24 protein-coding genes are annotated in these 22,069 nt (G+C 56.8%); 17 read left to right on the top strand and 7 right to left on the bottom strand.

Going from position 1 to position 22,069, the window contains the following annotated elements:
* The first annotated feature begins 151 nt into the window (after window positions 1-151).
* From AAC637_RS05280 to AAC637_RS05240, 9 genes are all read left to right on the top strand, one after another.
* Window positions 152-1,369, top strand: coding sequence for a multidrug effflux MFS transporter (locus AAC637_RS05280; RefSeq protein WP_340302620.1), 1,218 nt, complete (start codon window positions 152-154; stop codon window positions 1,367-1,369).
* Window positions 1,370-1,460: 91 nt separating this feature from the next.
* Window positions 1,461-2,246: a 5'/3'-nucleotidase SurE gene (surE, locus tag AAC637_RS05275; RefSeq protein ID WP_317656226.1), complete on the top strand. Its 786-nt coding sequence runs from the start codon at window positions 1,461-1,463 to the stop codon at window positions 2,244-2,246.
* A gap of 6 nt (window positions 2,247-2,252) precedes the next feature.
* Window positions 2,253-2,894, top strand: a complete 642-nt coding sequence (locus AAC637_RS05270) for a protein-L-isoaspartate(D-aspartate) O-methyltransferase (protein WP_340302619.1) — start codon at window positions 2,253-2,255, stop codon at window positions 2,892-2,894.
* 132 nt (window positions 2,895-3,026) lie between these two features.
* Entirely contained in the window at window positions 3,027-4,235 is a 1,209-nt protein-coding gene (locus AAC637_RS05265) for a peptidoglycan DD-metalloendopeptidase family protein (protein ID WP_445322725.1), read from the top strand.
* Between the two features lie 30 nt (window positions 4,236-4,265).
* The gene (locus AAC637_RS05260) at window positions 4,266-4,592 is read left to right on the top strand and encodes a DMT family transporter (protein WP_340243338.1); all 327 of its coding nucleotides are present in this window, start codon (window positions 4,266-4,268) and stop codon (window positions 4,590-4,592) included.
* Window positions 4,593-4,702: 110 nt separating this feature from the next.
* Window positions 4,703-6,058: a proline--tRNA ligase gene (proS, locus tag AAC637_RS05255; protein ID WP_340303149.1), complete on the top strand. Its 1,356-nt coding sequence runs from the start codon at window positions 4,703-4,705 to the stop codon at window positions 6,056-6,058.
* 11 nt (window positions 6,059-6,069) lie between these two features.
* Complete coding sequence (locus AAC637_RS05250) at window positions 6,070-6,642, top strand: peroxiredoxin (RefSeq protein ID WP_340302617.1); 573 nt, start codon at window positions 6,070-6,072, stop codon at window positions 6,640-6,642.
* Window positions 6,643-6,675: 33 nt separating this feature from the next.
* On the top strand, window positions 6,676-7,989 hold the full coding sequence (locus AAC637_RS05245; RefSeq protein ID WP_340302616.1) for a lipoprotein-releasing ABC transporter permease subunit: 1,314 nt from the start codon (window positions 6,676-6,678) through the stop codon (window positions 7,987-7,989).
* On the top strand, window positions 7,982-8,674 hold the full coding sequence (locus AAC637_RS05240) for an ABC transporter ATP-binding protein (RefSeq protein WP_340302615.1): 693 nt from the start codon (window positions 7,982-7,984) through the stop codon (window positions 8,672-8,674). The genes AAC637_RS05245 and AAC637_RS05240 overlap by 8 nt, the downstream gene beginning before the upstream one ends.
* On the opposite strand, the gene AAC637_RS05235 is transcribed toward AAC637_RS05240, so the two are convergent.
* Both AAC637_RS05235 and AAC637_RS05230 read right to left on the bottom strand, forming a co-directional pair.
* Window positions 8,671-9,588 carry an alpha/beta hydrolase gene (locus AAC637_RS05235; protein WP_340302614.1) on the bottom strand — a complete coding sequence of 306 codons (918 nt, stop codon included), beginning with the start codon at window positions 9,586-9,588 and terminating at the stop codon, window positions 8,671-8,673. The two genes, AAC637_RS05240 and AAC637_RS05235, sit on opposite strands and share 4 nt — an antisense overlap.
* Complete coding sequence (locus AAC637_RS05230; RefSeq protein WP_340252356.1) at window positions 9,585-9,878, bottom strand: SCP2 sterol-binding domain-containing protein; 294 nt, start codon at window positions 9,876-9,878, stop codon at window positions 9,585-9,587. Before AAC637_RS05230 ends, AAC637_RS05235 begins: the two co-directional genes overlap by 4 nt.
* Before the next feature lie 89 nt (window positions 9,879-9,967).
* Between AAC637_RS05230 and AAC637_RS05225 the strand changes: the two genes are divergently transcribed.
* The 5 genes from AAC637_RS05225 (at window position 9,968) to AAC637_RS05205 (ending at window position 15,007) form a co-directional block, all read left to right on the top strand.
* Window positions 9,968-10,567: a tetratricopeptide repeat protein gene (locus AAC637_RS05225; RefSeq protein ID WP_340302613.1), complete on the top strand. Its 600-nt coding sequence runs from the start codon at window positions 9,968-9,970 to the stop codon at window positions 10,565-10,567.
* Window positions 10,568-10,613: 46 nt separating this feature from the next.
* The gene (locus AAC637_RS05220) at window positions 10,614-13,412 is read left to right on the top strand and encodes a helicase-related protein (RefSeq protein WP_340302612.1); all 2,799 of its coding nucleotides are present in this window, start codon (window positions 10,614-10,616) and stop codon (window positions 13,410-13,412) included.
* A complete protein-coding gene (locus AAC637_RS05215; protein ID WP_340302611.1) occupies window positions 13,409-13,783 on the top strand; it encodes an RNA-binding S4 domain-containing protein in 375 nt (124 codons plus the stop codon). The genes AAC637_RS05220 and AAC637_RS05215 overlap by 4 nt, the downstream gene beginning before the upstream one ends.
* A 57-nt stretch (window positions 13,784-13,840) precedes the next feature.
* Window positions 13,841-14,176: a ferredoxin FdxA gene (fdxA, locus tag AAC637_RS05210; RefSeq protein WP_317656208.1), complete on the top strand. Its 336-nt coding sequence runs from the start codon at window positions 13,841-13,843 to the stop codon at window positions 14,174-14,176.
* Between the two features lie 318 nt (window positions 14,177-14,494).
* The gene (locus tag AAC637_RS05205) at window positions 14,495-15,007 is read left to right on the top strand and encodes a CarD family transcriptional regulator (RefSeq protein ID WP_317656207.1); all 513 of its coding nucleotides are present in this window, start codon (window positions 14,495-14,497) and stop codon (window positions 15,005-15,007) included.
* A 57-nt stretch (window positions 15,008-15,064) separates the two neighbouring features.
* Here AAC637_RS05205 and AAC637_RS05200 read toward each other — a convergent pair whose 3' ends face one another.
* A complete protein-coding gene (locus tag AAC637_RS05200; protein ID WP_340302610.1) occupies window positions 15,065-15,829 on the bottom strand; it encodes an adenosylcobinamide-GDP ribazoletransferase in 765 nt (254 codons plus the stop codon).
* An 86-nt stretch (window positions 15,830-15,915) separates the two neighbouring features.
* Between AAC637_RS05200 and cobT the strand changes: the two genes are divergently transcribed.
* Complete coding sequence (cobT, locus tag AAC637_RS05195; protein ID WP_340302609.1) at window positions 15,916-16,926, top strand: nicotinate-nucleotide--dimethylbenzimidazole phosphoribosyltransferase; 1,011 nt, start codon at window positions 15,916-15,918, stop codon at window positions 16,924-16,926.
* On the opposite strand, the gene AAC637_RS05190 is transcribed toward cobT, so the two are convergent.
* From AAC637_RS05190 to AAC637_RS05175, 4 genes are all read right to left on the bottom strand, one after another.
* Window positions 16,923-18,893, bottom strand: coding sequence for a cation:proton antiporter domain-containing protein (locus tag AAC637_RS05190; protein ID WP_340302608.1), 1,971 nt, complete (start codon window positions 18,891-18,893; stop codon window positions 16,923-16,925). The genes cobT and AAC637_RS05190 overlap by 4 nt on opposite strands.
* A gap of 62 nt (window positions 18,894-18,955) precedes the next feature.
* Complete coding sequence (locus AAC637_RS05185) at window positions 18,956-19,411, bottom strand: Lrp/AsnC family transcriptional regulator (protein WP_317656202.1); 456 nt, start codon at window positions 19,409-19,411, stop codon at window positions 18,956-18,958.
* Window positions 19,412-19,492: 81 nt separating this feature from the next.
* Entirely contained in the window at window positions 19,493-20,191 is a 699-nt protein-coding gene (locus AAC637_RS05180) for a DUF1194 domain-containing protein (protein WP_340302607.1), read from the bottom strand.
* Entirely contained in the window at window positions 20,158-20,586 is a 429-nt protein-coding gene (locus AAC637_RS05175; RefSeq protein WP_340302606.1) for a VOC family protein, read from the bottom strand. Before AAC637_RS05175 ends, AAC637_RS05180 begins: the two co-directional genes overlap by 34 nt.
* A gap of 161 nt (window positions 20,587-20,747) precedes the next feature.
* On the opposite strand from AAC637_RS05175, the gene AAC637_RS05170 reads away from it, so the two are divergent.
* Window positions 20,748-21,566: a thymidylate synthase gene (locus tag AAC637_RS05170; protein ID WP_340302605.1), complete on the top strand. Its 819-nt coding sequence runs from the start codon at window positions 20,748-20,750 to the stop codon at window positions 21,564-21,566.
* A gap of 11 nt (window positions 21,567-21,577) precedes the next feature.
* Window positions 21,578-22,054 (top strand): dihydrofolate reductase, encoded by a 477-nt coding sequence (locus tag AAC637_RS05165; RefSeq protein ID WP_340252333.1) that lies wholly within the window; start codon window positions 21,578-21,580, stop codon window positions 22,052-22,054.
* Window positions 22,055-22,069: the final 15 nt, after the last annotated feature.

The following is a 22,069-nucleotide window of genomic DNA, read 5'->3' as shown; positions in this document are numbered from 1 at the left end:
CTGATGTGGTCGGGCGAGTCTTCTCTGGCATATTTGCAAATTACTTCGCTTTGCTTTTAATAATTTTGCAAATCTGCAAATATTCAAAGCATTGCCGCCATGTGCGGATTTTGAACTAGACAGTTTAGTCAAACAGGCTTAGCGATGAGCTATGTCTAACATCCCTCCGCAGCGGTTCTTGGACCGCAGCACGGCCCCATCCATTTTTACATTGATCGTGCTCACGGGCTTGGGCGCGTTGTCGATGAATGTATTTCTGCCGTCTTTGCCGCAGATGGCCGAGTATTTCGGGGCGGAATACGGCGTGGTTCAGCTTTCTGTGGCGCTTTATTTGGGGGTGAACGCAGCCTTGCAACTCTTGGTTGGCCCGCTCTCTGATCGCTATGGCCGCAGGCCTGTGATGCTTGTTGGGGTGGCGATTTATTGCTTGGCCAGTTTGGGGTGCCTTTGGGCGCCAGATGTCATCACGTTTCTGGTGTTTCGCATGATCCAAGCCAGCGTTGTTGTGGGTTTGGTGTTGGGCCGTGCTGTGGTGCGTGACCTTTACCCTCGGGATCAAGCAGCCTCGATGATTGGGTATGTCACCATGGGTATGGCGATTGTTCCAATGATTGGCCCCGTCATCGGCGGCGCTTTGGGGCAAGCCTTTGGATGGAAGGCCAATTTCTGGCTTTTATTCGGGGCAGGCCTCGTAATCTTGCTCTTGGCATGGGCTGATTTGGGCGAGACCGCGCGCAAGGGGGAAGGGCGCTTGCGGGATCAATTCGCGCAATATCCCAATTTGCTGCTTTCGCGCCGCTTTTGGGGCTATAGCTTATCAAGCACTTTAGCCTCCGGCGCTTTTTTTGCCTATTTGGGCGGTGCGCCCTTGGTGGGCGCGCGCATCTTCGGTCTAGAGCCTGCATTGCTTGGCCTGTTTTTTGGCGCGCCCGCTTTGGGTTATTTCTTCGGTAATTTTATATCGGGGCGCTTCTCCGTGCGCGTGGGCGTTGACCGCATGATCCTATGGGGCGCACTGATCACCGTTGCAGGTCTTAGCACGGGCTTGGGGCTGTTTTTCTTGGGCTATAAAACCGCACTGGTCTTTTTTGGCTCAATGACCTTTGTTGGCCTTGGAAATGGGATGGTGCTGCCGAATGCGACATCTGGGATGATGTCCATCAGACCTGACCTGGCGGGCACGGCTTCGGGGCTTGGTGGCTCGATTATGTTGGCGGGTGGGGCCAGTCTTTCTGCGCTTTCGGGCGTCATTCTGTCTCAATCGGATCAGGCCTATCCGCTGATTTATTTGATGCTCGCTTGCGCTATTGGCGCCGCCGCTTCGGCGATCTACACGGCGCGGCGCAATCATGCGCTTCGGATCAGTTAGACGATCCTCACAGCGCAGCTCTGCCCTTGTCGTGCGCCGCCCCCTTCGCTAACAACACTCACAGAACGATAGCCGTGAAGGAGTGCGATTGATGCGAATTCTGATTACCAATGATGATGGCATCAACGCGCCGGGTCTGGCCAGCCTTTACAAAATCGCAACTGATCTGGCAGGCCCTGATGGCGAAGTTTGGACGGTTGCCCCTGCCTTTGAGCAGTCAGGTGTTGCACATTGCATCTCCTATGTGCATCCTACGATGATCGCTGAACTTGGCCCCAAAAAATTTGCCGCTGAAGGCACGCCTGCGGATTGCGTTTTGGCGGGGCTTTACGATGTGCTTCAAGACAGCCCGCCAGATTTGGTTTTGTCTGGCATCAATCGCGGCAATAATTCTGCTGAGAACGTGCTCTACTCTGGCACGATTGGCGGTGCGATGGAGGCGGCTCTGCAGGGCTTGCCTGCAATCGCTTTGTCGCAATATTTTGGGCCGCAAAATGCCCATCTTGAAAACCCGTTCGAGGCTGCCGAGGCGCATGGCGCAGATCTTTTGCGCGCATTGTGGCAGCAGGCGCATTGGGATCAAAATGACTATCGGCTGTTTTATAACGTGAATTTCCCACCCGTTGCCGCAGCGGATGTGAAAGGGCGCCGCGTTGTTGCGCAGGGCTTCCGCCGCGAAACAAGCTTTAAAGTCGAGGCTATGATCGCTCCCAACCAGCGCCGCTTTTTGTGGATCAAGGGCGGCGCGCAAGATGTGCCGACCCAGCCCGATACGGATGCCCATGCCAATTTGGCAGGTTATATCTCAATAACGCCAATGCGCGCAGATTTGACCGCCCATGATGCGCTGTCAGATCTGAAATCGCGCCTTGAGTGATCCAATATGAGCGATCTGGCCGAACGCAAAATGCAGTTTCTTTTCACCTTGCGCTCCAAGGGGATCAGCAATGCGCGTGTTTTGGCAGCTATGGAAAAAGTCGATCGCGGCATGTTTGTGCGCGGCCATTTCGCGGATCGGGCCTATGAAGATATGCCGTTGCCGATTGCCTCGGGTCAGACCATCTCGCAACCCTCCGTGGTGGGGTTGATGACCCAAGCCCTTGAGGTGAGCGAACGTGATAAGGTTTTGGAAATTGGCACAGGGTCTGGATATCAGGCTGCGGTGCTGTCGCATCTGGCGCGCCGCGTCTATACGATCGACCGCCATCGCAACCTGACCCGTGCCGCGCAAGAGGTGATCACCGCGCTTGGTATTCCCAATGTCACTGTTGTGACAGGAGACGGGTGTTTTGGGATGGAGGAACAAGCCCCGTTTGATCGTATCCTCGTTACGGCCGCGGCCGAAGATCCGCCGACACCCTTATTGGCGCAGCTGAAGGTGGGCGGCATCATGGTGCTGCCTGTGGGGCAATCCGATCAGGTGCAAAGCCTGATCAAAGTTGTGCGCCATGAGGACGGGTTTGACTACGAAGAATTGATGCCTGTGCGCTTTGTCCCGCTTGTCGAAGGCTTGGCCGAGCCATAAAGCGCGCAATAACGCGGGACAAAGGGTAGAAACGACCCGCATCTTTGATATATAGTTGAGCGTAAAGAACGTGCAGCGGTGAAACCGATGCCCTCCCTCTGGCTGAGCGGCCAGAAGCTGAAAGAGCAGATGATGAAACGCAAATTTTCGGTGGCGCGCCACTTGCCTGTGACCAATATTCTCGCCTTCGGGCTTAGCGCTGCGCTATTGTCGGGCTGCGTTGGTGAGGTCAGCGATTTGGATTTTGATTTCCGTGGAAACGCAATTTCCAACACGGATGTCAGCGCCACAGCTCCACGGCCTGAACCTGATGCGCAAGGTTTAATCACCTATCCCAATTATCAGCTTGGTGTCGCGCGGTCTGGTGACACAGTGCGCAGCGTGGCATCGCGCATCGGTATTGATGCGGACAGCTTGGCGCGGTTCAATGGCCGCACTGCGGATGATCCGCTGCGCCCGAACGAGATTTTGGCCTTGCCGCGCGATGCGCGTGTGGGCAGTGGCGGTGCGGGGCGTGACATCACGCAGATTGCAAGCTCGGCCATTGATGCGGCTGAGACACGCAGCCCGCAATCGCCCGCCGTGCAATCTGGTCAAGAGCCTGTGCGCCACCGCGTGACACGCGGAGAAACGGCCTATTCCATTGCGCGTCTTTACAATGTCTCTGTGCGCGCCTTGTCGGATTGGAACGGGCTTGGCCCCGATCTTGAGGTGCGTGAGGGGCAATATCTCATCATCCCATTGGCCCTAGAAACCGCCACAGGCAACATTGCCGATGGGGCGGTGCCTGGTGCCTCGACCCCACCCCCACCGCCTTCTGCAAGCCAAGCTTTGCCAGCCCCCATCACCAGTGAAACGCTGCCCGCGCAACAAAGCGCGGCCGCACCTGCAAGCAGCACTGCGCCTGCGCCGCGCCCCGCGACCCAAAGCAGCGCACCCGCGCCTGCACCTGCTGCACAGCCGCAAGCAGCCGCGCCCGCAGTTGCAGATGCAGGGGGGGCTTTGTTACGCCCCGTATCGGGCAATATCATCCGTGTCTTCTCGGCCAGCAATGAGGGAGTTGATATCGCCTCGGCAGTTGGCACGCCCGTGCGTGCCGCCGAGGCGGGCGAAGTGGCGGCGATTACCCAAGATACGGATCAAGTGCCGATCTTGGTTTTGCGTCATGCTGATGGGTTGCTGACCGTTTATGCCAATATCCGCGACATCACCGTCTCGCGCGGGGATCGCGTCAGCCGCGGTCAAACCATTGCCGAGGTTGGGCCTGGTTCGCCGTCCTTCTTACATTTTGAGGTGCGGCGCGGGTTCGAAGCCATCGATCCGATGCCCTTCTTTGACTAACCCTCTCTCGGGTAGAAGGTAGCTTACCCCATGCATTGGATCTATCTTACCATCGCGATATGCGCTGAAGTTGCGGGAACAAGCGCGCTCAAGGCCTCTGATGGGTTCACACGGGTTTTGCCATCCGTGGTGGTTGTGATCAGTTACGGCTTGGCCTTTGTCATGCTTTCACAGGCCTTGCGCGTTTTTGATTTGGCCGTGGCCTATGCGATTTGGTCAGGGGCCGGGATTGCCGCAATCGCACTGGTGGGACTGTGGGTTTATGGGCAAAAACTTGACCTTGCGGGCATCATTGGGATTGGCATGATCGTGGGCGGCATTGTGGTGGTGCAGCTTTTTTCCAACAGCACACATTAGCATCTTGGCCACAGGCCCCTTGCCGCATCGCGGATGATGGCCTAAGCGGTTTTGTCAAACGTATTGCGCCTGATTGAGAGGGCGCATCATCATAATCCATGAGGATCGCTATGCGCCTGACCCGCTATTTCCTGCCCGTCCTGAAAGAAACGCCCTCCGAGGCGCAGATTGCAAGCCACCGCTTGATGCTGCGCGCAGGCATGATCAAACAGGCCAGCGCGGGGATCTATAGCTGGCTTCCTTTGGGTTATAAGCTTCTCAAGCGCATCGAGACGATCGTGCATGAAGAGCAGGTGCGCGCAGGCCATATTCCGATGTTGATGCCCACCTTGCAATCTGCCGATCTTTGGCGCGAGAGCGGACGCTATGATGATTACGGCCAAGAAATGCTGCGCATCACAGACCGCCATGGCCGCGATATGCTCTATGGCCCGACCAATGAGGAATTGATCACTGATATCTTCCGCGCCCATGTCGGCAGTTATAAGGATTTGCCGCTGACGCTCTATCATATCCAGTGGAAGTTCCGCGATGAAATCCGCCCACGTTTCGGTGTCATGCGGGGCCGCGAATTCTTGATGAAGGACGGGTATAATTTCGATCTGACCAAAGAGGATGCGCTGCACGCCTATAACCGCCATTTGGTCAGTTACCTGCGCAGCTATGAACGTATGGGGCTGCAAGCAATTCCGATGCGCGCTGATGGCGGCCCAATTGGCGGCGATTACACCCATGAATTCCTTGTTCTGGCCGAGACGGGCGAGTCTGAGGTATTCTATGACAGCGAAATCACGGATCTGCGCTTTGGTGATCGGGATATTGATTACGACAATGTCGACCAGTGCCAAAGCGTGCTGGAGGAATTCACAAGCCGCTATGCGCGCACAGATGAAACACATGATGCCGAGATTTTCGCGCAAGTGCCCGAAGCGCGTCAGCGCGTGGCGCGCGGGATTGAGGTGGGCCAGATTTTCTATTTTGGTACAAAATATTCAGAGGCAATGGGGGCTGTTGTCTCAGATCGTGATGGCAATCGTGTGCCCGTCCATATGGGCAGCCATGGCATCGGGGTGAGCCGTCTTTTGGGTGCGATTATTGAAGCCAACCATGATGATAATGGCATCATCTGGCCCGAAGGCGTAACCCCGTTCCATTGCGGGATTGTCAATCTCAAGCAGGGTGATGCTGCCGCGGATGCAGCCTGTGACGAGATTTACAACACCCTCAGTGCCAAGGGTCTAGAGCCGCTTTATGATGATCGCACCGAGCGGGCAGGGGGCAAATTCGCCACGATGGACTTGATCGGCCTGCCATGGCGCATCACTGTTGGCCCGCGTGGTCTTGCCAATGGTGTGGTTGAATTGACCTCGCGGCGCACGGGCAAAAGCGTTGAGATGAAGCCAGAAGATGCGATTGCGCGCTTGGTCGAGATTTACGCCCCGCATTTCGGGCATATCCAGAACTGAGGAGCGCGGCCATGTCTGCATCTGCCAAGCACGGGCTTGAGATTGATTGGTCAACCATCCCTGCGCCTGTTGATGATGGCGCGGCAGATCACTTGCGCGGTATGACCTTGCCTGATGTATCTTTGCCTGCCACTGATGGGGCGGTCGTCTCTTTGGCGGCGCTTCAGGGGCGGAGCGTGATCTTTGCCTATCCGCGCACGGGACGGCCTGATGTCGCGCTGCCAGACGGGTGGAATGACATACCCGGCGCGCGGGGCTGCACCCCGCAATCTTGCGCGTTTCGTGATCTTCACGCAGATTTGCGCGCGCTTGGGGTCGATCATCTTTTTGGCCTTTCAACTCAAGACAGCGCCTATCAGGCTGAGGCGGTTCTGCGTCTGCATTTGCCCTATGCGATGCTATCGGATCAGGGGCTTGCACTGCGTGATGCGCTGCGGCTACCCAGTTTTGAGGTCGCGGGGGAGGTATTGTTGAAGCGCCTTACCCTGATCTGTCGCGATGGGGTGATCGAAGATGTGATCTATCCCGTGTTTCCGCCTGACGAAAACGCGCGCCAAGTTGTAGAGCGCCTCAAGAAGGCCTAAATCAGGGCAAGGAAGCCCTGCGAAGGAGTGGTCATGACCACCGCTGCCACCGCCAACCCCGCCCCTCGTTCCCCGCGCCCGTTTGCGCGGTTTGAATTTATGATCGCCTTGCGCTATCTGCGCGCCCGCCGTGCTGAGGGGGGCGTGTCCGCGATGACATGGATCAGCTTTCTTGGCATCGCTTTGGCCGTGGCGGCGCTGATTGCGACCCTCTCAGTGCGGGCGGGGTTTCGATACGAATTTGTTGGCACGATTTTGGGCGCGAACCCGCATATTTCGGTCTATGGTGCGCCCAATTACAGCGCAACAGGCGCGATGAGCCGCGAGATTTCGGATTACACAGATATTGCTTCGACAATTGCAACGCTAGATGGCGTGGCCCATGTGGCCCCCGTGGTCACGGGGCAGGTGATGGCCGCCGCTTTTGGCCGCAATGCGGGCGTTGAGGTTGTGGGGATCACAGGCGCAGATTTGCGCAGTCTGCCCCTTGTCGCGGACCCTGAACGCGCATGGGGCGATCTGGATCAATTTGATCAAGGTGTCGCCATCGGCTCGGGCGTGGCGCGGGAATTAGGGGTGGTGGTTGGGGATCAAATCCGCCTGATTTCGCCCGATGGGGCGCGCACCGCTTTTGGCACAAGCCCGCGGATTGTGAATGCTGAAGTGGTGTATATTTTCCAAGTGGGCCGTTTCGACATCGACCGCGTGCGGGTCTATATGCCACTTGATCAAGCACAGCCCTATTTTAACCGCGAAGGTCTGGTTGATCGCATCGATGTGATGCTGAACGACCCCGAACAAGCAAATGCGGCCGTGACCCCTGTGCTGGGTGCAGCAGGGCCCATGGCCACAGCGTGGACTTGGGAAGACAGTTCTGGCGCCTTTTTGCAAGCGTTGCAAATGGAGGACAATGTGATGTTCATCATCTTGTCGATCCTCGTGATGATTGCCACGCTCAATATTGTTTCTGGCCTTATCATGTTGGTTAAAAACAAGGGGCGCGATATTGGGATTTTGCGAACAGTTGGCCTTACGCAAGGGGCGATTTTGCGCGTCTTTTTCATTTGTGGGGCCTCTGTAGGGGTGGCGGGAACGCTATGTGGCGTGGCCCTTGGGTCGGCCTTCGCGATTTATATTGATCCCATTTTTGCTGCTGTGAATTGGATGGCAGGGGGCGGGGTCTGGGATCCTTCGGTTCGATATCTGTCGCAATTGCCTGCCCGATTGGAGATGGGCGATATTCTTTCCGCCATGTCCCTGTCGCTTGGGTTGTCATTTTTGGTGACGATTTTCCCTGCGCGCCGTGCCGCACGAATGAACCCTGTGGAGGCGCTGCGCTATGAGTGATCAGCCTGTGCTGCGCCTTGAGGGGGTGGAAAAGTCCTATAACCTTGGTCGTCCCAATGAAACGCGTGTTTTGTCGGGTGCGGATCTGCGCATTCATGCAGGCGAGATTGTTGGGCTCATTGCGCCGTCAGGTGCTGGTAAATCCACGCTTTTGCATATCGCGGGCCTGCTTGATACGCCTGACGCGGGGCAGGTTGATCTCTGCGGTCAGGCCATGGCGCGCGCGACTGATGCGGCGCGCAGTGCCGCACGGTGCCGCGATCTGGGGTTTGTGTATCAATTTCACCATCTCTTGCCTGAATTCAGCGCGCTTGAGAATATCGTGCTGCCACAATTGGCCCTTGGCCATGGTGAGGGGGCCGCGTGGGCACGCGCCGCCGCCTTGCTTGATCGTGTTGGCCTCTCGCAAAGGGCGCAGCATCGCCCCGCCCAAATGTCGGGAGGCGAGCAGCAACGCGTGGCAATTTGCCGTGCTTTGGCTAATGCACCACGGATGCTTTTGGCGGATGAGCCAACGGGTAATCTTGATCCTGATACGGCGGATATGGTGTTTGATATGCTGCTTGATCTGGTGCGCGCCTCCAACATGGCCGCGCTTGTGGCCACCCATAACCACGCCTTGGCCGCGCGCATGGATCGGGTGGTGGTGTTATCCCAAGGGCAGATTGCCCCGCATCGCCCCTAAGGGGCAACGCGTCCCAAAATCTGGGCTATGGCGCGCAAGGCTTGATCGCGCAGGGGATCTGTTTCCATCAACACCTCATGCGCGGCGCCTTCAATGTCAAGAAATTGACCATCAGGCCATGTCGCCATGATCTCTGCAATTCTTTCGCGCGAGACCACGCGCTCATCCGTGCCGACAAAGCCAAGGGTCGGAACACCTTTTGGCGCGGGCAGTGCGGCAAGGGCCTGACACTCGGTCAAGGCATGATAGACCCATGAAATGGAGGGCCCCCCAAGGGTCAGCAGCGGGTCTGCCTTAGCTTGTTCCTTCATCCAATCGAGACGCGCCTGATCATGGGTGAGAGGATTGCCTTCAAATACCATCGGCTCATGCGGGCCTTGTGTGGGCGCGTAGCGCGCGGCAAGGCCAATCGGCTTGGCGATGAAATAGGCAAGCTTTGCCAAGATCCGCAAGACGTGGCGCAGTTGAATGTCCCACATTGGCGCAGAGAACACCGCAGCCGCGGGGCGAAACCCGTTGTGAAGGGCGCGCAGGCCGATAGCGCCCCCCATCGAATGGGCGAACATGACCCATGGCTTGGGCAAATCGCAACGCGCGCAATAGGCAAGAAACGCATCCACATCGCGTTGATATTCGGAAAAATCACCCACATGACCGATTTGTGGATCTTCTAGCAGCCGCTCCGAAAGGCCTTGACCCCGCCAATCAAGCGAGGCCATCCCCCATCCAAGCGCGGCAAAAGTTTGGGCCGCATCCGTGTATTTCTCAAGGAATTCGGTGCGCCCCGTGAACAAAAGAATTGTTCCCTTTTGCCCCTTCGGCCAATGGCCCGCCCGTAGGCGTTTGCCGTCTGCGGCGGTGATCCAACGTATATCCTCGGGCCGATCTGCGCCGTAAAACGGGGGAGGGGTCACGCCAGAACCCCACCAAGGCGCATGGCGGCACTCATATCGCCCTCAAGTTTAAGTTTGCCCGACATAAATGCCATGGCGGGGTTTAATCGCCCTGCGAGGATGTCTTGGAACACCTCTGATGTTGCACGCATGGTCACATCGGCAGGTTCAGCCTCGTCACTGGGGCGCACGTCTGCGCCTTGGATAATCACGCAACCTGCCCCCTCGATCACGAATTTTGCCGCGCCATCGTAAGGTTTGACCAGTTTTTTGGCGATTGCATCCACGGCTGCGGCAATCAAATCGGACATTGGAATTTCTCTTTCATAACGCGGCCTCACCGCAAGGATTTTGAAAATCAGGACTGGATGTCGCGTGATTGGCTGCTAACTTCTAAACTATGATGTGGCTATTTCGGGTCAGCTTCAACATCCTGATCGCGGTATTTTCAATAAATACGGCCCTCTGCGGTGCTGCCCTCGCCCAATCTGCCCCTGTTGCATCAAGTGAGGAGGCTGCATCCGATGCAAGGCTCGCTTCCCTGTTAAGTGAGTTGCAAAGCCCCGTTTTGCCCGATTGGGAACGGGTCGAAGCCGAAATCCTGAACCTTTGGTCGCGCTCGGGCTCTCCCGCGATGGATTTGTTGCTGCGCCGTGGCAGGCAGGCCATGGCACGGGGGGATTATTCCGCTGCATTGACCCATTTGACGGCCTTGACCGATCATGCGCCTGAATTTGCGGAAGGCTGGAACGCGCGCGCGACCCTATTTTATGAAATGGGGGATTATGGCCTAAGCCTTGATGATATCGCGCGCACTTTGGCCCTGAACCCCAATCATTTTGGGGCGCTCACGGGCTTGGGCATGATTATGGAGCAGGTCGAGGCCTATTCCCATGCTTTGGACGCTTTTCGTGCCGCGCGCGCTATACATCCGCATCGCCCCGACCTAGAACAGGCAGTGGAGCGGCTGGAGCGCCAGCTTGAAGGAATCAGCCTCTAGGCAGGAGGCGGGCAGGGCTCTGCCTAAAACGGGCAAGATGGGCGGCATGACGGGCACATTGATGGGCCAAGGGCGGATCGCTGCCGTATTAGGCCCCACCAATACGGGCAAAACCCATTACGCCATCGAGAGGATGTTGGCGCATCGCACGGGCGTGATTGGCCTGCCTTTGCGCCTCTTGGCGCGCGAAGTCTATGATCGCATCGTGGCCATACGCGGCCCTTCCGTGGTCGCGCTGATCACGGGTGAGGAGCGCATAATCCCTGACCGCGTGCAATATTGGGTCTGCACAGTCGAGGCGATGCCCACAAATCACGCATGCGATTTTTTGGCTGTGGATGAAATCCAACTTTGTGCTGATCCAGAGCGGGGCCATGTTTTTACCGACCGCTTGCTTCATGCGCGGGGCCTGCATGAGACGTTGTTTCTGGGCGCAGATACAATGCGGGGCGCAATCGCGGCGCTTGTGCCGAAGGCGCAATTCCTGAGCCGAGAACGCTTTTCAGAACTGACCTATACTGGTTCAAAGAAACTGTCGCGCATGTCGCCGCGCTCGGCCATTGTCGGGTTTTCGGTTGAAAACGTCTATGCCATTGCCGAGCTTTTGCGCCGCCAAAAGGGCGGTGCTGCGGTTGTGATGGGTGCGCTTAGCCCGCGCACGCGCAATGCACAGGTCGATTTGTATCAAAACGGCGATGTTGAATTTCTGGTGGCGACCGATGCCATTGGCATGGGGCTTAATCTGGATATCAAACACGTGGCCTTTTCGGGTTTGCGCAAATTTGATGGCCGCAAGATGCGCGATTTGGCTCCGAATGAATTGGGCCAGATCGCGGGCCGTGCGGGCCGTCATACATTGCCAGGCACATTTGGTGTCACGGGCGAGGCAAGCCCATTAGATGATGAAGTGGCAAAAGCCATCACCGAGCATCGTTTTGCCCCCATCCGTAAATTACAATGGCGCAACAGTCGCCTGTCATTTGGATCAATTTCGCGTCTTTTGATGTCTTTGGAGGCGCAAACTGACAATGAATGGCTGACGCGGGCGCGTGCAGCCGATGATGTTATCGCGCTGCGGACGCTTTCGGAACGGGCCGATGTGACCCATCGGATCAGAGATGCCCAAGATGTGCGGCTTTTGTGGGATGTATGCTGTATCCCTGATTTTCGGGGGATCAGCCCCGCCGAGCATAGCAGCCTCTTGGCGGGTATCTTTCAATATTTGCATGAATTGGGCCGCGTGCCTGATGATTGGCTTGCGCGGCAGGTGAAGCGGATTGATCGGCAAGATGGCGACATTGACACATTATCGAAACGCTTGGCTTATATCCGCACATGGACATTTGTCGCACAACGTGCTGCTTGGGTGGATGATGTCGCGTATTGGCGCGAGGAAACCCGTGCGGTAGAAGACCGCCTGTCAGATGCGCTCCATGAGCGACTGACCCAAAGATTTGTCGATCGGCGCACATCGGTTTTGATGCGGCGATTGAAACAGAAGGAGAGCCTTGTGGCCGAAGTGAATGAAAACGGGGAAGTCACCGTAGAGGGCCAATTCATTGGTCGTTTGGACGGGTTCCGCTTCCGCCAAGATAGTGCTGCCACCCCTGATGAGGCAAAAACCTTGCGCCAAGCCGCCGTGGCTGCCCTCAAGCCCGAGCTGCATCTGCGCGCAGATCGTCTGTATAATGCGCCCGACACGGAATTTGACTTCACCGAGCAAGGTGGGCTGATGTGGGGCCAATCTGCGGTTGGCAAACTCACCTTTGGCAGTGACGCAACACGCCCCTTGGCTGAGGCCTTTGTTGACGAGGATGCTGGCCCCGAGGTTATCCAGAAAGTGCAGCGGCGCTTACAGCATTTTATTGATCGCAAAATTGCAGCCCTGTTTGAGCCCATGTTAGCGATGCAAAAAGATGAGGGCATCACGGGGCTTGCGCGCGGTTTTGCCTTCCGCCTGTCTGAGGCCATGGGCATCTTGCCGCGCAGCGATGTCGCAGAAGACGTCAAAGCCCTTGATCAAGAGGCACGCGCGCTCTTGCGCAAACATGGGGTGCGCTTTGGTCAGTTCACAGTATTCATGCCTGCCTTGCTAAAGCCTGCGCCGACACGGTTGCGCTTGGTTCTATGGTCGTTGGCGGGCAAGTTGGATCAATTCCCCGAAAGCCCCCCTCCGGGGCTGGTGACAATCCCCAATGACGCAGAAGCGCCAGAGGGGTATTTCACAATGTCAGGCTACCGTCCCGCTGGCACGCGTGCCATCCGTATTGATATGCTTGAACGTCTCGCGGATATGCTGCGCAAGGAAGACAGCCGCGCAGGGTTCGAGGGCAATGCAGATATGCTGTCCATCACGGGCCTCACGCTGGAGCAATTCGCGGAACTGATGACAGGTCTTGGCTATCGCGCTGAGAGGGGTGAACGGGTGAAGGTTAAGGCCGTGGTCGTTGCCCCCGCCGAGATCGCAGCACCTGATGCCGCCACGGATGCGGAACCCGGTGAAACCACCCCTCAGCCAACCGCCGAAGTGCCACAGGTGGCAGATGCTGCTGCACCCGATGCCCCAGAGGATGCCCCAGAGATGGAAGTTTTCTATAACTTCAAATGGGCGCCACCACGGCGGGATCGTAAACCAAACCCGCGCCGCGAAGGTGCGGGTGAGACGGATGGATCAGGACGGCCTCCGCGCAAAGGTGGCAAGCCGCAGCGTGGGCCCAAAGGGAAGGGTCAGGGCGGCAAGCCCGAAGCAGCGCGCAGTTTCAGTGCCAAGCCCGAGAAAAAAGATCGCATTGATCCCGATAACCCATTTGCGCAGGCCTTGATGGGTCTGAAGGAGAAAGGTTGACCCAACCCCGCCCGACCTTGCGGATTGATAAATGGCTGTGGCACGCGCGGTTCTTCAAAACCCGCAGCCTCGCCACCCGTATTGTTGAGGAGGGGGCGGTGCGGGTGAACAGCGCGCGGGTTACCAAACCCGCAACTGCCATCGGCGCGGGGGATGTTCTGACCTTCGCGCAAGGCCAGACCGTGCGCGTGGTGCGGGTTATATCCTTGCCCGACCGCCGCGGCCCCGCCTCGGAGTCGCAGGCCTGTTACGCCGATTTGAGCGAGATCAAAGAAACTGTTCCAGAAAAGCCCCAATTGGAGGGACATGGACGCCCCTCAAAACGCGAAAGGCGGCAGGCTATTTCTTTGCGCCAAGGGGTGCTTGAATGATGCGCGACAGGGCAGTAAACCCATGCCGCATGATCTTTTGAAAAGAGTGATGACCCTATGACCTATGTCGTGACCGACAATTGCATTGCCTGCAAATATACAGACTGCGTTGAGGTATGCCCCGTGGATTGCTTCTACGAGGGCGAGAATATGCTGGTCATCCATCCAGACGAATGTATCGATTGCGGCGTCTGCGAGCCTGAATGCCCTGCCGATGCGATCCGCCCCGACACTGAGCCAGATATGGAGCAGTGGGTTGAGTTTAACCGCAAATGGTCAGAAGCATGGCCTGTGATCATCACCAAGAAAGACCCGCTGCCCGAGGCAGAGGAGATGGACGGTAAGCCGGGCAAAATGGATCTCTTTTCCGAAAAGCCCGGTGAAGGTGGTTAAATAGCAAACAAGGGCGCGGCGATTCTGGTGCTGATTCGCCTGTGTTCTGTTTGTGCTGGCCTTTATTTGTGCGCAAATTTATCTGAAAAAATAGGGATACGGGCGCAGGTCTGCTGCGCCAACTTTGAATCAGCGTAATTTTGTGTTACATTCCTGTTGCAAACTTTTTTGGAATCACTGCCCAAACCAACATATTCACGGGCTTAGGCCATCGCCTCACATTCCGTAACAATCGCCAATGTAGAAAAGCAGCTCTTTTCTGCATGCGGTTTTTTCGGCTGATTGCCGTGGGTGGCCCGTGCAAAGGAAACACTGCTTATGAGCAAGTCGCGTAAATCGCAAGAATTCAGCCCCAATGATTATGTGGTCTATCCCGCCCATGGTGTGGGTCAGATCATCTCGATTGAAGAGCAAGAGATTGCTGGCATCAATCTGGAGCTGTTCGTGATCTCGTTTGAAAAAGACAAAATGACCCTGCGGGTGCCAACCGCAAAAGCCACTGAGGTCGGAATGCGCTCGCTGTCGAGCCCCGATGTCGTGTCCAAGGCGCTAGATACGCTGAAGGGTAAGGCGCGGGTGAAGCGGGCCATGTGGTCGCGCCGTGCTCAAGAATATGAGCAAAAGATCAATTCGGGCGATTTGATCGCAATTGCCGAAGTGGTGCGCGATTTGCATCGTGCGGATGACCAGCGTGAGCAAAGCTATTCTGAGCGTCAGCTGTATGAAGCAGCGCTTGAGCGTTTGACCCGCGAGTTGGCAGCCGTGCAAGGCATGGATGAGCGCGGCGCGCAGCAGCGCGTGGATGAGGTTTTGACCGCCCGCGCGGCCTAAGCCATTTCTTGAAACATTGGATGCGCCGCGTGAAGGGATCTTCGCGCGGCGTTTTCGTTATGAGACAGCTGCAATTGTCGCCAAGGCGACAATTTCGGTGATCTGTTGGCTTGCCCCCAACACATCCCCCGTTTGCCCGCCGATTTTGGCCTTAGCCAACAGACCAAGGCCAAATGCCGCCAAGGCCGCAACGCCAATCACCAAGAGGCCCGAAAGCGGCCCGATGAGGACCAATGTTATCAGGCAGGCAAGGATAGCCGCGCCGCCCGTGGTGACGTTAGACGGGGTTCCCATGCTGCGCGACAGGCCTGTGGCGCGGGGATTGGGCAAAAAGCGCATGAGCACGACCATGGGCGCGCGGCTCAATGCGGCGATGGCAATTAGGGCAAGCGGGGCTTGCGGTAAAACCGTGATGATTAGGCTTGCGCGAAGCAGCAGCGATAAGGTCAGGGCAATGACGCCGTATACGCCCACATGACTGTCTTTCATGATGGTCAGGCGATCTTCCACGCTCCATCCGCCCCAAAACCCATCAGCCACATCCGAGAGACCGTCCTCATGCATCGCGCCTGTGCTGAGGATGAGGGCGGCAAGCGCGATTATGCCTGCAACGCTAAGCGGCAGGCCCAGCCCCAAAGCCGCACCGCCAAGCCCCATCCCAATCGCGCCGATAGCCGCGCCGACAAGCGGATAGGCCCATGCGGCCTCTGCGCCGCGCGTGTAATCGGGTTTGAACGGCAGGGAAAGGCGGCTCAAAAGCGCAAAGGCAACGGCGATATCGCCTAGTTTTGGTCGGTTTCCATGCAGAAAGTTATGGGTCATTCTTGCGATGTTCTTGTTGTCCCCGCCATTGTCTATCGGATAGGGGGGCAGCACGCAATCCTTTGATCTGGTGGACAAAGCTCGTCATGCAATTTGAGACCCTTTCCGACATTCACGCGGCCCTTGTCGCAGCCCCCAAACCTGATGCAACCGCGTTGGAGGCTGCCGAGTTGCGCAACAGCCAATTGACCAAGCCCCCTGCCGCATTGGGGCGGCTTGAGGAGGTGGCAATCTGGTATTGCGGGTGGCGCGGCAATGCGCGTGCGCAAATTGACGCCCCACAGGTGATTGTCTTTGCAGGGAACCACGGGATCACAGCTCAGGGCGTCAGTGCCTTTCCCGCTGAGGTCACAGTGCAAATGGTTGCTAATTTCGAGGCAGGCGGTGCAGCGATCAATCAACTGTCCAAGCTTGCTGGCGCGCAGATGGATGTTCATGCGCTTGATCTGGAACAGCCAACCGCAGATTTCACGCAAGGCCCTGCAATGGATGAGGCCGCATTCTTGACTGCCTTCTCAACAGGCTGGGGGGCTGTTGATCCAACCTCTGACCTTTTGGTGGTGGGGGAAATGGGGATTGGCAACACCACCGCGGCTGCGGCGATGGCCTGCGCGCTGTTTGGTGGCACGGGGGCCGATTGGGTTGGTCGCGGCACGGGCGTGGATGATGCGGGCCTTGCGCGCAAGGCGGATGTGGTGGCGCGGGGGATTGCCGCAAACCCTGAGGCACGGAGCGATCCATTGACGGCTTTGCGATGCTTGGGCGGGCGCGAGATTGCTGCCATGGCGGGCGCGATTGCTGCGGCGCGCGCAAACTGCATCCCCGTCATCCTTGATGGATTTATCTGCACCGCGGCAGCCGCCTGTTTGGAGCAGGCCCATAAGGGTGCATTGGATCATTGTGTGGCAGGCCATGTTTCGGCTGAGGGGGGGCATCGCAAATTGCTGGATGCGATTGGCAAAGAGCCTTTGCTGAACCTTGGGTTGCGTCTTGGTGAAGGCAGCGGGGCCGCCTTGGCCATTCAAATTGTTAAAGGGGCGCTAGCCTGCCACTCAGGCATGGCGAGCTTTGCTGAAGCTGGCGTCAGCGCGGGTTAAGAGGCATCCCGCGCACCGCCGCGCGACAGCTTGCCCGAAAGCGCGCTGGCATCACCGCGCGCGCGGCGGCGATCAGTCGGGCCTTCCCCCATGGCGTTCTCGCGCGTGGCTTCGTCTAATGCGCTGAGCAGCGCCGCCTCAAGGTTCGCGTTCAATTCGCGTGCCCGTTCCATATAGGCGGGGTTCTCAGCAATCGGCACGCCTGGTTTCCATAGTTCCGCCAAATCGCGCAGATTTTGGCGATCATGGCGGTAAAAGGCCATCTCCATTTCATGGGCCTCGTAATCAGACAGGCCCATATCCTCAAGCACATAACGCGCGGCCCGCAGTGAGCTGTCGAACATCTCGCGCACGATATGATCTGCACCTGCCTTATAAAGCTCGTAGACATGCAGCCGATCATGCGCCCGTGCGGTGATATGGAGATCTGGCCTGATGCGGCGCGCATAGGTGACAAGACGCACCGCGCTTTCCTTGTTGTCGACCGCAACGACAAGAACCTTGGCCTCTTCTAACCCTGCCGCAGTCAAGAGTTCGGGGCGGGTCGGGTCGCCGAAAAACGCCTTGAAGCCAAAGCCGCGCATCAGTTGGATGACCGATAAATCGGCATCGAGCACCACCGTCTTAAACCCTGCACCTTGGACGACACGGTTGACCACCTGCCCAAACCGCCCCACGCCTGCGATGATGATGGGCGCGGTTTCCCCGATTTCATCGGCCTCGGGGGCGGTGCCTATATCGGCCAAACGATGGGCGAGCCGATCATAGAGGATGAAGGCCAATGGCGTCAGCAGCATGGACAGCGCCACAACCAGCAAAAGCATTTCGCCGGTCGCATCGGTCATCACCGATTGCTGCACTGAGAATGAGATCAAAACAAAGCCAAACTCGCCTGCTTGTGCGAGGCCAAGCGTAAAGAGAGACAGGTCTTTTTTCCGCATGCCAAAGGCAAATCCGATAGCCAAAAGGATTATCCCTTTAAGGGCCATCATTCCCAAGGTCAGACCCAAGATTGTCAGGGGCGCGGAAAATAGCGTTCCGAAATTTATACCTGCGCCCACAGTGATAAAGAACAGCCCCAAGAGCAGGCCTTTGAATGGGGCGATATCGGCCTCTAATTCATGGCGGAATTCGGAATTGGCAAGGACAACGCCCGCAATAAACGCCCCAAGCGCGGGCGAAAGCCCCACCAAGATCATCAGGGCCGCAATACCAACAACGATCACTAGCGCCACCGCGGTATAAACCTCGCGCAAGCGTGCCATGTGGATAAAGCGGAACAGGGGGCGGGATAGGAAATGCCCCGCAAGGATCACAAGCGCGATGGCGGCAATTGTGACCAGCGTCACCCCCCATCCCGGCAGTCCCTCGACCAGTGAGAAGGAATGGGCCCCATGATCCGCCGTATCGGTTGCGCGTTGGATCGAGCCGTCTTGCGCAAAACTTAAACTGCCCGACACGGCCAAAAGGGGAAGAAACGCCAACATCGGAATGACTGCAATATCTTGGGTCATAAGCACAGAAAACGCGCCGCGGCCGCCGTTGGTTTTCATCAATCCCTTTTCGCTGAGCGTCTGTAGCACAATCGCGGTCGAAGACAGGGCCAAGATCATCCCTGTTGCCAAGGCCAATTGCCATTGCAAGCCAAAGAGCAGCGCGACCCCTGCAAGCGCAAAGGTCGTCAAAACAACCTGTGCCCCGCCCAAACCGATCAAACGTTGCCGCATATCCCACAGATTGCGCGGCTCTAGTTCTAGACCGATCAGAAACAGCATCAGCACCACGCCAAATTCGGCGTAATGTTGGAGGTCATCCGTGTCCGACCCAATATACCCAATCAATGGGCCAATCGCGATGCCAGCAAGCAAATACCCCAAGACCGATCCCAGACCAAACCGCACGGTCAAAGGCACAGCGATGACCATTGCAGAAAGATAGATTGTTGCCTGTAAAAGCAGGCTTTCCATCGGCCTGTCCTTTGCGTGGGGGAGGTTGCGTTCGTCTTGAGTGCAACTTTGACACGAGTGGATCAGAGCGGCAAGGCACTGTCTGGCTTGATTTGCGCCATCACGATCTCGGTGTGCAGTTTCTCGACCATCGGATGGGGTAAGATGATGGTATCAATGAGTTCGCGTAGGGCGTCTAGATCGCTGCACCAAACGCGCAGGATTGTGTTTGCAGAGCCTGTGACATCAAAGGCTGAAACGATTTCAGGGGTGCTGTGTAGCAATCGCTTGAAATCATCCATCAAGGCAGGATCATGGGCGCTGCGGGTGAGTGTCAAAAACGCCTGCACGGATAAGCCGCAGGCCTCTGGTGCAATATCTATGCTTACCGCGCGCAGCACGCCTGTTTGTTCAAGCTTTTGTCGCCGCCGCCCTGCTTGAGAGGTCGAAAGACCAAGATGACGCCCCATCTCCTGCGCCGTCATTGCGCCATTTTGTTGCAAGGCACGTAATAAGCGGCGGTCAGTTCGGTCAAGCATGCGCAAATCACCCAAAATATACTCAAAACTTGCACATATTTTGCATATATTTTAGGGCTTTCCAAGTCATTTGCGCGCGGATCAAAGGCCGCCCAACATCATGGGGCGCAATTCGCGTTCGAGTTTGCGCAACATGGCGGCTTCAAAATCTTGGTAATCGCGCGCCTGTTCGATAAAGGCACCCGGCCCGCGCAGGATTTCGCGTTGGTAATATTCGACAATATCAACCGCTGCGCCCCCAATCGCCAACCCGTTCACAGTGACACTGTCAAAGGGGAAATGGGCAAAAGCGTGGCTTGGTTGAAATCCCTCGTTGTTTTCACCATCCCCAGAGATGTCGAGCGTATAAAAATCGCAGGCAGGTGCGGCCGCTAATTGCGTGGCTCCAAAGCCAAGCGCGTATCCAAGTGCGGTTGGAAATTCATCATCCCCGCGCGGCGCGGTCACAATTTCGGCAGCGACAGCGGTGAGGGTTGTCGGGGTGTCGAGGATCGTCCAGTCAACCAAAACCTGCTGTTGCCTTCGTCCTGACCACTCATACACCAAGAGAGCCACAGGTGCCGCGCTGTCAAACAGTGCGGTCATGACAACTGGGCTTGTCAACGCATTGGCAAGGCCCGCGCGCATAAGCATGTGTTCGTCACTGTCAACCGATGCCGATGCATCCAACCCAAGGGCCAAGGCCAAGCGGCAAGCCGTAGCCGATTGGGGCAGCAGCAAAGCCACCCCAATTATGAGTGCGGCCCTTACCAATGCCCGATATTTGGCATCGAAACCCATGGTTCAGCGGGCTTTTGTGCCGCCCCTTTTTGAAGCAATTCGACCGAGATATTATCGGGTGAGCGCACAAAGGCCATACGGCCATCGCGCGGGGGGCGATTGATTGTCACGCCATGATCCATCAAGTGCTGACACATCACGTAGATATCATCCACCTCATAGGCGAGATGCCCGAAATGGCGGCTATCTGATGGCAACCCATCATCACCATCCCAGTTATAGGTCAGTTCAACGGGACATTCCTCTTGGCCTTCAGGGGCCATGAAGATCAGGCTAAAGCGCCCGCTTTCATAATCAGAGCGCCGCGTTTCCTTTAGGCCCAAGAGCGCAAAGAATTCTTGGGTTGCTTCAAGGTCTTTGACGCGCACCATTGTGTGAAGATATCGGATTGCCACTGCTGTCTCCCTCGTGAAATTTCGCGTTGCCTCAAGCTTAGCGTGAAATTTGCAGAATTACAGGGGGCGGGGGCAAGAAATGCCCCACCCGATATTGCGGTTTGTGCTAAAATCGTTTCAATATATAGCGTAACGATGGCCCAACCTGTGGATGTGTGGCGATGCAGCAGTATCATGACCAATTGGCGCTGATCCTTGAAAAGGGCGTGGATACAACCGACCGTACCGGCACGGGCACGCGCAGCTATTTCGGCCTGCAAGCGCGCTACGATTTGAGCGAAACTTTCCCGCTGATTACGACCAAAAAGCTGCATCTGAAATCCATTATTCACGAGTTGTTATGGTTCCTCGCGGGCGATACGAATATTGGCTATCTCAAAGAAAATGGCGTTTCCATCTGGGATGAATGGGCCGATGAAAAGGGCGATCTTGGCCCTGTTTACGGCCATCAATGGCGACATTTCCCAAAGGTTATGCATGGTGCAGATGGCGCCGTGTCGATTGGATCAGTGGATCAGATTGCGAATTTGGTTGATATGATCAAACGCACGCCTGACAGTCGCCGCCTGATTGTGTCGGCTTGGAACCCGGGCGAGGTAGATCGAATGGCCCTGCCGCCCTGCCATACGCTGTGGCAGGTGAAAATCTTGAACGGGCGGCTGAGCCTGCAGCTTTATCAGCGTTCGGCAGATATGTTTTTAGGGGTTCCGTTTAACATTGCCTCTTATGCCTTGCTTGCGGTGATGCTGGCCCATGTCACGGGCTATAAGCCCGGCGAATTTGTGCATTCGATAGGTGATGGCCACATTTATTCGAACCATATGGATCAGGTGAAAGAGCAACTGTCGCGCGACAGCCGCCCTGCGCCGACCTTGCGGCTTGCGCGCGATGTCGGGTCGATTTTCGATTTCCGCTACGATGATTTCATCATCGAAGGGTATGACCCCCATCCCGCCATCAAAGCGCCAGTGGCGGTTTAGGAGGTAAGATCATGATTTCACTTGTCGTGGCGCGGGCGCAGAACGGCGCGATTGGCAAGGGCAATACGATCCCGTGGCACGCGCCCGAGGATTTGGCCTTTTTCCAACGTGAAACCATGGGCGGGGCGGTGATTATGGGCCGCAACACATGGGAGAGCCTCCCGTTTAAGCCGCTGAAAAATCGCCTCAATATCGTGGTTAGCCGTGATAAATCCTTGCACGATACGGTTGTCGCTTCTGTGGATGCAGCGATTGAGTTGGCCCGAAGCGCAGGATATCCGCGGATTTACGGGATTGGCGGTGCACAGATTTATGCGCAAATGCTGCCGATGGCAGACAGGCTTTTGGTCACCGAGGTTGATTTGGTGATTGAGGCGGCAGATGCCTACTTCCCTGAGATCACCGAAAGTGATTGGCGCGAGGCGTGGCGGCATCCCTTGCGCGAGGAAGGCCCCGCGTGCGTGGTGCGGGAATTGGTGCGGGCCTAAGGTTTTGCCTTATTC

It is taken from the genome of Roseobacter sp. HKCCD7870, assembly GCF_037830315.1.
Taxonomy (GTDB): domain Bacteria; phylum Pseudomonadota; class Alphaproteobacteria; order Rhodobacterales; family Rhodobacteraceae; genus M30B80.
This window is presented reverse-complemented; position numbering and strand designations above follow the sequence as displayed.